The sequence below is a fragment of the Collinsella aerofaciens genome (genome assembly GCF_040926405.1).
GTDB lineage: Bacteria > Actinomycetota > Coriobacteriia > Coriobacteriales > Coriobacteriaceae > Collinsella.
The window spans coordinates 1-10,704 of sequence record NZ_JBCOIG010000038.1; the positions used below are offsets into that span (position 1 = coordinate 1).

At 61.8% G+C, this 10,704-nt stretch carries 11 protein-coding genes; 1 reads left to right on the top strand and 10 read right to left on the bottom strand.

Going from position 1 to position 10,704, the window contains the following annotated elements:
* On the top strand, positions 1-601 hold a 601-nt coding region (locus AB5758_RS09065), incomplete at its 5' end, for a NifB/NifX family molybdenum-iron cluster-binding protein (protein ID WP_368141818.1).
* A 120-nt stretch (positions 602-721) separates the two neighbouring features.
* Here AB5758_RS09065 and ffh read toward each other — a convergent pair.
* The 10 genes from ffh to coaD form a co-directional block, all read right to left on the bottom strand.
* Positions 722-2,197: a signal recognition particle protein gene (gene ffh, locus AB5758_RS09070; protein ID WP_035138144.1), complete on the bottom strand. Its 1,476-nt coding sequence runs from the start codon at positions 2,195-2,197 to the stop codon at positions 722-724.
* A gap of 10 nt (positions 2,198-2,207) precedes the next feature.
* A complete protein-coding gene (gene ftsY, locus AB5758_RS09075; RefSeq protein WP_161145468.1) occupies positions 2,208-3,125 on the bottom strand; it encodes a signal recognition particle-docking protein FtsY in 918 nt (305 codons plus the stop codon).
* On the bottom strand, positions 3,125-6,661 hold the full coding sequence (gene smc / locus AB5758_RS09080) for a chromosome segregation protein SMC (RefSeq protein WP_225093512.1): 3,537 nt from the start codon (positions 6,659-6,661) through the stop codon (positions 3,125-3,127). The genes ftsY and smc overlap by 1 nt, the downstream gene beginning before the upstream one ends.
* A gap of 10 nt (positions 6,662-6,671) precedes the next feature.
* The gene (gene rnc / locus AB5758_RS09085) at positions 6,672-7,397 is read right to left on the bottom strand and encodes a ribonuclease III (RefSeq protein WP_055286400.1); all 726 of its coding nucleotides are present in this window, start codon (positions 7,395-7,397) and stop codon (positions 6,672-6,674) included.
* A gap of 3 nt (positions 7,398-7,400) precedes the next feature.
* A complete protein-coding gene (locus AB5758_RS09090; RefSeq protein ID WP_117847660.1) occupies positions 7,401-7,643 on the bottom strand; it encodes an acyl carrier protein in 243 nt (80 codons plus the stop codon).
* A 124-nt stretch (positions 7,644-7,767) separates the two neighbouring features.
* Positions 7,768-8,787 (bottom strand): phosphate acyltransferase PlsX, encoded by a 1,020-nt coding sequence (gene plsX, locus AB5758_RS09095; RefSeq protein ID WP_225093511.1) that lies wholly within the window; start codon positions 8,785-8,787, stop codon positions 7,768-7,770.
* Between the two features lie 87 nt (positions 8,788-8,874).
* The gene (gene rpmF / locus AB5758_RS09100) at positions 8,875-9,054 is read right to left on the bottom strand and encodes a 50S ribosomal protein L32 (RefSeq protein WP_022094017.1); all 180 of its coding nucleotides are present in this window, start codon (positions 9,052-9,054) and stop codon (positions 8,875-8,877) included.
* A gap of 64 nt (positions 9,055-9,118) precedes the next feature.
* Positions 9,119-9,673: a YceD family protein gene (locus AB5758_RS09105; RefSeq protein ID WP_225093509.1), complete on the bottom strand. Its 555-nt coding sequence runs from the start codon at positions 9,671-9,673 to the stop codon at positions 9,119-9,121.
* Positions 9,673-10,170, bottom strand: a complete 498-nt coding sequence (locus tag AB5758_RS09110; RefSeq protein WP_368141965.1) for an ATP synthase subunit B family protein — start codon at positions 10,168-10,170, stop codon at positions 9,673-9,675. The genes AB5758_RS09105 and AB5758_RS09110 overlap by 1 nt, the downstream gene beginning before the upstream one ends.
* Before the next feature lie 68 nt (positions 10,171-10,238).
* On the bottom strand, positions 10,239-10,704 hold a 466-nt coding region (coaD, locus tag AB5758_RS09115), incomplete at its 5' end, for a pantetheine-phosphate adenylyltransferase (protein WP_368155512.1).

Here is a 10,704-nt window from a genome sequence, read left to right on the forward strand (position 1 = left end):
CCAGATTCTAGGACAGGGGCCGCTTGCGTTTGGCGGTCAGCCGTCGGCGCGCTTACACCAACATTTCCGACGCGATCTCAATGGACGGGCGATCGTCATCGAAGGCGGAAACATCGCGTACTCCCCCATCACCACGACAACGGCCGCATGGCCAGCAAAGGAGGCTGACACCATGAGGGTGGCAACGACGTACGACAACGGCAACATCTTTATGCACTTTGGCCGCAGCGAACAGTTCAAGATCTATGACATCCAGGATGACAAGGTGCTCAACGAGCAGGTCGTAGGCACCGGTGGCACCGGCCACGGCGCCTTGGCGGGCCTGCTTGCCAACGGTGGCGTTGACACGCTCATCTGCGGCGGCATCGGCGGTGGCGCTATCAACGCGCTTGCTCAAGCCGGCATCACGATATACGCAGGCGCCCAGGGCAGCTGCGACGCTTGCGTCGAGGCCCTTATCGCCGGCACGCTTGCACAGAACGGCGAGGCCACGTGCGGCTGCCACGGCCATGACCACGAGCACGCACATGAGCATGGCGAGTCCTGTGGTTGTCACGGCCATCACGAGCACGAGGGCCACGAGGGCTGCGGCTGCCACTAGCGGCACGGCACCGCGAACTCGGGGCGCGACACAGAACGCAACCCAACAATCAAAGCCAACAACAAAGGCCACCCGGTAGCTTCCGAGTGGCCTTTGCCATATCAAGCTGGAATTACAGCACTATTTCTTATTACGCATCTGCGCTTCCATTTGACGCAGCAGGTCCATATCGGACTTGGGGCCGCCCGTTCCCAGGCCGCCCATGCCGCCCAGCCCCATGGCATCCAAACCGGGAATATTGGGCATGCGCATCTTTTTGCCCTTCTTACCCTTCTTGCCCTTCTTACCGCCGGCCTGCGCCTGATTGGCCATCGTGCGCATGCGGCCCATCATCTTATTCATCTCGCCCCACTGCTTCATAAGGCTATTGACCTCGGTGGGGGTCACGCCGGCGCCCTTGGCAATGCGGGCACGGCGCTGGCCGTTGATGATGGAGGGGCGAAGGCGCTCCTCCTTGGTCATCGACATGATGATGGCCTCGTTCTTATCGAAGATACCTTCGTCCAGGTTGCCACCCATCTGGTTAAGCGCACGCTGGCCACCGGGGAGCATGCCCAGAATGCCCTTCATGCCGCCCATCTTCTTGACGGCCTTCATCTGGTCGAGCATGTCGTTCATGGTGAAGCCCTCGCGCAGCATGCGCTCGGCAGCCTCGAGCTGCTCGGCGTCGGCCGCCTCCTGGGCCTTCTCGATGATGCCGACAACGTCGCCCATACCCAGAATGCGCTTGGCCATACGATCGGGGTAGAACGGCTCCAGCGAATCGGGCTTCTCGCCCATGCTCACAAACTTGATGGGCTTGCCGGTCACCTGGCGCACGGAAAGCGCGCCGCCGCCACGGGCGTCGCCATCGAGCTTGGAGATGATCACGCCGTCAAAGTCGGTGCGCTCGGCGAAGGTCGAGACGACGTTGACGATATCCTGGCCGGTCATGGCATCGACGACCATCAGCACCTGATCGGGCTTGACGGCCTTCTTGATGTCCACGGCCTCCTGCATCATCTGTTCGTCGATCTGAAGACGTCCGGCGGTATCGACGATGACCACGTCGCGCAGGTGATCGACGGCCTCCTGGATGGCGCCCTTGGCGATATCGACCGGGTGCGCACCGTCGCCGCGGAAGACCGGTACGCCGATCTCGCCACCGAGCGTGGCCAGCTGGTCGGCAGCAGCGGGACGGTAGACGTCGCACGCGGCGAGCAACGGCGAGCGGCCCTGCTTCTTGAGCAGGTAGGCCAGCTTTACGGCCGCCGTGGTCTTACCGGAGCCCTGCAGGCCCACGAGCATGATGACGTTGGGAATACGGTTACTAAAGACGAGCTTGCTCTCGGTGGAGCCGAGCATCTCGGTGAGCTCGTCGAGCACAATCTTGACGACGTTTTGCGCCGGCGACAGCGACTCCATGACCTCGGCGGTCATGCAGCGCTCCTTGGTCTTGGCGACGAACTCCTTGACGACCTTAAAGTTAACGTCGGCCTCGAGCAGCGCCATGCGAATATCGCGCATGGCCGAAGTAATATCGGCCTCGGTCAGCTTGCCCTTGCCGCGCAGGCGGTCAAATGTGTCGTTGAGGCGATCGCTCAGGGAATCAAACACTAGTCACTCCTTAATTGGACTCGCCCACCAGGGCGCGGCAGAAATCTTTGGCATTGAACTCCTGCAGGTCATCGACCTGCTCGCCCACGCCCACGCGCAGGATCGGGAGCTTGAGTTTCTCGGCCACGGCCATGGCGATACCGCCCTTAGCCGTGCCGTCGAGCTTAGTCATGATAATACCGTCCAGGCCCAGCGCCTCGTTAAACTCGAGCGCCTGGTTCAGACCGTTTTGACCCGTCGCGGCGTCGATCACAAGCACGACCGAAACCGGCATGGGACCGGCGGCCATATTGGCGGCGCGCTTACGCGTCACGTTAACCACCTTGGCAAGCTCGCGCATGAGCTCAGGGCTCGTGTGCAGACGGCCGGCGGTATCGATAAGCACCAGGTCGCTGCCGCGCTTATCGGCCTCGTCGAGCACGTCATAGCACACGCTCGCCGGATCGGAGCCGCGGTCACGCTTGATAACCGGTACGCCAGCGCGCTGGCCCCACACATCGAGCTGCTCGATAGCGGCGGCGCGGAAGGTGTCGGCCGAACCGATCACCACGTTCTTGCCGCGGGCGGCCATGGCGCTCGCGATCTTGCCGACCGTAGTGGTCTTGCCGGCACCGTTAATGCCCACAAACAGCACGCAGCTCGGCGTATCGGAAAACGGATCGCGCTCGATGGGCACAAAGTGCTGCTCGAGCTGCTCGGCCAGGGCACGACGAAGCTGCGGAGCGGTCTTGAGGTTCTTCTTGGCCGCGGCGTCGCGCAGGTCATCGGAGACCTGAATGGCGATCTCGGCACCCATGTCACCCATGACGAGGGTGTCCTCTAAGTCCTCCCAAAAATCCTCGTCGACCTCGCCGCCAAAGTAAAAGACCTCGTTGAGGGCCTCGCGACTGCGCTCAAGTCCGCGCGAGAGAGCGTCAAAGAATCCCATTATGCATTCACGACCTTTCCGGTTTCGCGATCGAGTTTTTGCGAGACGACGCGACTGACGCCGTCGGCTTGCATCGAGACGCCATAGAGGACGTCAGCGTCCTCCATAGTACGGCGCTGATGCGAAATGACCAAGAGCTGCGTATCGGAACGCAACACATCGAGCGCGCCGATGAGCTTGGACAGGTTGGCGTCATCGAGTGCCGCCTCGACCTCGTCCAGCACATAGAACGGCACCGTGCGCGTGCGGTACACAGCAAAGAGCAGGGCGAGCGCCGTCAGGCTCTTCTCGCCGCCCGACATGAGCATCATCTTGGTGATGCGCTTGCCGCGCGGCTGCGCCACGACCTCGATACCCGTCTCGGCAGGATGCTCGGGATCGGTCATCTCCAGATGAGCCTGGCCGCCCGGGAAGAGCATAGCGAAGATCTCGCGGAAGTTCGCGTCGACCTTCTCAAACGTCACCAGGAACGCCTTGCGCATCTTGCGATCAATGGCCACCGTGATCTTGGTGAGCGCCTTGCGCGCGCTCTCCAAATCGGCCAGCTGCTCCTCGATGTAGTCGGCGCGGCGTTTGAGCTGCTCGTACTCCTCCATGGCAACTTGGTTAACGGGACCAAGGTTGTTGATCTGGCGCACAAGCTGGTTGAGTTCGCGCTCGGCGGCATCGCGGTCCGTGGGCGCCGGAAGCATGAGCGCTTCCTCGAGCACCGTCGTGCCATCGGCGGTAATGGCCTTGATGGCAGCCTCGACCTGCACCTCGAGCTTGCCACGCGCGACCTTGAACTCGTTTTGCGTGGCAGAGGCGGTATCGACTCGCTCCTTAGCGCGGGCAACCTCTGCCTTGGCATCCTCGATGGTCTTCTTGAGCGAAGCGGAGTCCGCCTCCTCCAGAGAGGCCTGGTCACGCAGGCGCGCTGCCCAATCCGACGCGCGTTCCAACAGGGCAGAATAGCGTTCGTGCATGGGATCGACGCGCAGGCGCAGCAGCTCGAGCGAGCGCGAGGCCTGGCGTGTTCCGCGGATACGACGGTCGATGCCCTCAAGACGATGCTCCAGGTCGGGCACGCGGCCCTTCAGCGAACGCAGGCGTTCGCTCGTCTGGGCTAGGCGAACCTTGGCGTCGGCGAGCTTGCCGGCAGCCTCGGAATCGTCACGGCGAACGCGGTCGAGTTCGTCGTTGGCCTCAGAAATCTGCAAGCCCAGATCGCTTGCCTGCGCGCGGGCCTCGTCACGCGAACGGGTGAGCTCGTCAACGCGCGGGCGCGCAGCGCGAACGGCTTCGGAGGCCTGCTCGCGGCGCTTGGAGGTGCGCACGCGCTCGACCTCGGCATTGTTGGCGCTTTGCTCCAAGCGGCCGATCTCGGAAAGCAGCGAGCGGCGCTCGCCCTCAAGACGGGCGATCTCACCGGCGGCATCGCCCTCGGCGGCACGGGCCTCCTCGACGGCAGCGTTGGCCTCAACGACTTGGTCCGAAGCATGCTCAAAGATGGCAGCCAGATCGGGTTCCAGGCCCTCGAGCTCACGGATGCGGCGCTTGCGCTCCAAGGCACCCGAAGCCTCGCCGGCATCAAGCCCCACGCGCACCAGGCCGCCGCAGGCGACGCGGGCGCCATCGGGGGTCACGTAAGTCACGCCTTCAACGACCGGCGCCGACAGCGCGGCAGCAAGATCGTCAACGACGTAATAGCCGCCGAGCAGCGCCTCGACGACGGGTCCGTAGCCTGCGCGCACGGACAGACGATCAACCAGGCGGGTACCGGCAGCGCCCTCAGCGGCGGTAGAGCCGCTCACGCCGCGCGCCACCAGCAGTGCTTCGCCCGAGGCCTTCTTTTGGTCCAGAGCCGCACGACCGGCACGCTCAAGCGTGGCGGCGTCATCAAACAGCAGCGCATCGATATCGCCGGCGAGCAATTGCTCAACCAGGCCCTCAAGCTCGCGCGGGGCCTCCAGCACGTCGCCCAGACGACCCAAGACATCGTCGCCCAGCGCACCCACCAGACGGCTCACGAGCGGCGAGCTGTCGGCCATGCGGGCATCGAGTTTCTTTTGGCTGGCAAGCTCCGAGCGCACCTCGGATAGCTTGTTGCGCGCCTCACTCTCGCGGGCACGCAGGTCCTTCAGGGCCGCGCGTGCCGTCTCGGTGGCCTCACGCGCATCAACCTGAGCCTGGCGCGCTTCCTCAAGAGCGCCCTCAAGCTCCTCGGCGCGGTCGCGACGGCTCTCGAGCGAGGCCATGACCTCCTCAAGCTGCTCGTCAATCTGCTCCAGGCGCGAGGCATACATGTTGTCCTCGACCTCGGCATTGCTCAGCGAGTCCTTCACCTTGGCAAGCTCGAGCGCGGCGTTATCGGCCACGCGCTGCACATCGCGTTGCTCACGCGTAAGCTGCGAAATCTGATTGTCGAGCGCCACGCGCCGCTCGTGGAGCTCAGCGGCGGCAGGACCAGCGGCGTCGACGTCCTCCTGGGCCTGCATGTGCGCACCGGTCACTTCCTCAAGCTGCGCACGCGCGTCCTCGAGCTCCTCGAACACGCGACGTCGCTGATGCTCGGAGCTCGAAATCTGCCCGCGCATGTCAGACAGGCGCGACACCATGTTGTGGCCCTTTTCCTCGAGCAGGCGCATGTCGGAGTTAATGCGGCCGACCACATCTTGCATATGACGGCGCTGCTCGCCCAGGTCGCCCACAAACAGGCCCTTTTCCTCGAGCATGACCTGAAGCTTCTCGAGCTCGCGCTCCTTTTCGCCCAAGCGGTACTGCGCAAGCTCCAGCTCGGCGGCGCCTTCCTTGGAACGGCTCTCCAGGTCGTTCCACTGCGACTGCAGCGAACGCAGCTCGTCGACGGCTAGCATCTGCGTAAGCTCGTTCGCACGCGAGGACAGCTCTTTGTACTTGCGCGCGCGATCGACCTGACGCTCCAACGGTCGCAGCTGACGGGCGATTTCCTTATTGATGTCGCGGGCACGCGTCAGGTGCTCGTCCATCGACTTAATCTTTTTGAGCGCACGCTCCTTGCGGCGCTTGTGCTTGGAGATGCCGGCGGCCTCCTCGATGAGGGCACGGCGCTCCTCAGGGCGGCTCTGCAAGATGGCATCGAGCTTGCCCTGGCTGATGATGGAATGTGTATCCTTGCCCAGGCCCGAATCGTGCAAGATGTCCTGAATGTCCATCAGGCGGCACGGGCTCGAGTTGATGAGGTACTCGCTTTCGCCCGAGCGATACATACGACGGGTGATGGCGACCTCGTCAAAATCGACGGGCAGCATATGGTCCGAGTTATCGAGCACAAGCGTGACCTCGGCGACACCCACCGGCTTGCGCGCTGACGAGCCCGAGAAGATGACATCCTCCATGGCCTGGCCGCGCAGCTGCTTGGCGCTCTGCTCGCCCAGGACCCACAGAATCGAGTCAGAGATGTTCGATTTTCCCGAGCCGTTGGGACCGACGATGACGGTCAGGCCCGGCTCAAACGTCATATGGGCGCGGTCGGCAAACGACTTGAACCCTTTGAGCGTGAGGGACTTGAGATACACGGTTCCTCGCTTACACGTGCTTCTTGTTCAGAATCACGCCGTTGGTGGTGTAACCCATGCGGTCGAGCGCTTCGAGCGCGGCGGCTCCCTCGGCTTCCTTCTTTGAGGAGCCGGAGCCGCGACCCTGACGAATACCATCGATCAACACCACGGCGGTAAAGGTGGGCGCATGCGCCGGGCCCTCGGAGCCAACGAGCTTGTACGCCGGGGGTTCGTGACCGTCGGCTTGCACGCACTCCTGCAAAAACGACTTGGGGTTCGCGGGATGCTCGGCGCGCTCGGAAGCCAAATGCGGCTTAAGCGTACGATGGATAAACTCCGCCGCAACGTCCCAGCCGGCATCCAGGTACAGTGCGCCCACGAGCGACTCGTAGACGTTCTCGAGCGCCGAATGCAGGCCGCGCGCACCGGTACCGGTCTCGGAGGCACCAAAGATGATGATGTCGTCGATGCCCAGCTCGTGAGAAACCTCGGACAGCGTAGCGCCCGAGACAAGCGACACCTTCAGGCGCGTGAGCTTGCCCTCGTCAAACTCAGGATAGGACTCAAACAGGGAGCGTGCGACCACAGCACCCAAAATGGAATCGCCCAAGAACTCAAGGCGCTCATAGCTGGCAGAAACCGGCTGGCCCTCGACTGCCGAGGGATGCGTAAGGGCCGCGCGCAGCAGCACCTTATTATTGAACTCGTGCCCCAGGATTTCCTGGGCACGCGTAAGTCGTTCGGATAAAGCCAAGACCTAGGCCTCCCTGGCGTTTTCGATCGCGTCGACGGCGTCGGCGACAGAGTTGAGCGAGAGTAGGGTCTCGTCATCGATCTCGAGGTTGAACTCGTCCTCGATAGCCGTAACCAGCTGCAGGCGCTCGAGCGAGTTGGCATCGAGGTCGTCAAAGGTGGTCTCCTCGCTAATTTCGGCAACATCGACGCCCAGAACGTCAGCAGCGACCTCGGCGATCTTGTCGAAGATTTCGGAGCGGTCCATAGCGCTTCCTCTCATAGTGCATGAATACCAAAAGAATGGTACCGCCCGGGCGGTACCAAGACACGGTTCTGATTCTACCCCACGACGTGCACCGCGAAGCACATAACACCGCTCTAACTCGCTCTTATAAAACGATACCGTCCATAGAGTTGGCGACATTCTCGACCAGCCCGGCGCGCACGGCTTCGGCCGCCGCGAGCGCACCGTTTTTGACAGCCTCGACCGAGGTGGCACCATGGCCGATCAGGACCACGCCGCGCAGGCCCAAAAGAATCGCGCCGCCCTTGGCGTCGCCCGAAAGTTTGGCTTTAATCTCGCGCATCTGCTTTTTGATGAGCAGCGCGGCAATCTTGGTGCCGAGCGAAGACATAAAGACACCCTTGAGCTCCTGCAGCAAAAACTTGGCAGCGCCCTCGGTGGCCTTGAGCGCAATATTGCCCGACATACCATCGGCAACGACGACATCGAAGTTGCCTGAGGTGAGGTCGGTGCCCTCGCAGTTACCAACAAAGCCGGGAACGGCGGCCTTCATAGCAGGGAAACAGGCCTTGGTAAAGTTAGAACCCTTCTCGTCCTCGGCGCCGTTGGCAAGCAGACCGACGCGGGGATGCTCGATGCCCAGGACGACGCGGGCATAGGCGCTGCCCATCTGGGCAAAACGCACCATATCGTCAACCTCGACATCGGGGTTGGCACCCATGTCGCACAGCACCGTCAGACCGCCGGCGCGATTGGGCAGCGCATTGGTCAGACAGGGGCGCACCGGCTGCTTCTTGCCTTCGGCCTGATACCTAAACGGCGTCACGTAGGCGGTGGCAGCGGCGGTCATGGCACCGGTCGAGCCGGCGGAGAAGAACGCATCCGCGTTGCCCTTCTTAATGGCGCGGCAAGAAAGCACGATCGACGACTTACGCTTGGTCATCACGGCGCGAATGGGATCGTCATCCATGGCGATAACGTCAGGTGCCTCAAGGGCCTCAACACGTGCATGGGAAGCTGCAAAGGGATTGACGATTTCGGCCGGGCCAGTCGCCAAGACCTCGATATCGGGATCGGCGGCAAGCGCAGCCTCGATACCATCGAGAACAACCTGAGGTTTCTCGTCTCCGCCCACAACGTCTACACAAACGCGAACGTTACTCATATACATGCTCCTTATACAAAAATGGCCGACTCATTGAGCCGGCCATTGTGGTTCCATTTGGAACGGCATCGCATCCAGAGTATACCGTTACTCGGTAACGATAACCTCGCGGTCCTTGTAGAAACCGCAGCTGGGGCACACGTGGTGCGGAAGCTTGACAGCGCCGCAACGGGGGCACGTGGACTGAGCCGCAGCCGAGATCTTCATGTTGGCGGAACGACGGGTGTGAGTGCGGATACGACCCTGCTTTTGTTTAGGTACGGGCATAGTGACCTTCCTTATGAACTATCCAGTGTGGCGATTACGCGCAAGTAGCGATACTACCACAGTTTTACTCATCAAGCTTGAGATTCTTCAATGCTGCAAATGGATTTTCCGTGGCAGCGGCCCATTCTGCCTCTGCCTGGGCGGCGCAATCGCATTGCTCGACGTTGAGATTGCAACCGCATGTGGGGCACAGACCACGGCAATCGGGCTTGCAGAGCACCACAAACGGCGTGTCCATAACGACCGCGTCATTGATGGGCTCACCCAGATCGACGATACGGTCCTCACCCAGGAGCTCGTAGCCGTCCTCGTAGGCCTCGGGATCCTCGGGCTCATCAAAGAGGTAGAACTCCTCAATCTCACCGGCAATATCAAACGAAGCGGGCTCCAGGCAACGGTCGCACTCGCCAGTGGCGTGCGCGCGGACCATACCGGTGAGCAAGACACCGGTACCGGCATTGGTAAAGACAACGTCGTAGTCGATGCCGTCCTGAAGCTGGTACTCCTTCTCGCCCACCGTGTAGGTGGCGACATCGACCTTACCGGTCAGCGGATACGAATCTCCAGGAAACTCGAGCTGCTCGGAAAGATCGACGGTAACGCTCGGGAACTCAGCCATTACCACTGACCATTCTGCTGGGCGGCACCCTCGTTAAGCTGCTGGCGACAACGGGTGACGGTGCCGGTCAGGCTCTTGAGGTTCTCCTCGAGGTGCGTAAAGACCTGCTCGGCGTAATCCTCGGCAGCATAGCGCGTCTCACGCTCACACTGCTGGGCGCGGTCGCGGATATCGTCGGCCTGCTGCTGCGCTAAGCGGACGATCTCCTGCTCACCGGCAATGGTGAGGGCCTGCTGCTGAGCATCGGCGATGATGGAATCGGCCTGAGCGGCGGCGGAAGCCATAAGCTCCTCGCGCTCCTTGAGGATACGGCGGGACTTCTGCCATTCCTCGGGATAGCTCATGCGAATCTCGTCGAGGATGTTAAAGAAGACGTCGGCGTCGATAACCTTCATCTGGGCGTTCTTGCCGAACGGCGTCTTAGCCTCTTCGATGAGCCCCTCGAGCTCGTCGACAAGACTCACGATCCTGTCGCCAGGAAAATTCTCGCCCGGCATCCGGTCTCCTTTCATAGGTAACATATCATCGTGTTAGTTTACCACATGCCACCAGGCATTAAAAAACGTCACGAAAAGCGATGTTTGAGCGCCTTGACCACATTGGACGGAACAAAATTAGAGACGTCGCTACCGAGCGAGGCAATCTGGCGAACCACCGAGCTCGAAATATAGCCGTACTGCGGCGCACTCATGACAAAGATGGACTCCAGCTCGTTATCCAGGCGGTAGTTGAGGTCGGCCTGCTGCAGCTCATACTCAAAGTCGGTCATGGCACGCAGGCCCTTGACCACGGCTCCTGCTCCCTGTTCGCGGGCAAAATCGACCAAGAGGCCGGTGAAGGGCAGCACCTCGACGCCGTCAATATCACCGAGCGCCTCACGGGCCAGCGCCACGCGCTCGTCGAGCCTAAACGTGGTGCCGACGCCGTTTTTGCCCTGCGACTCGGCAACGGCCACGATCACGCTGGGAAAAATGCGGCGGGCGCGACGAATGACGTCGATATGGCCAAACGTGATGGGATCGAAGGTGCCC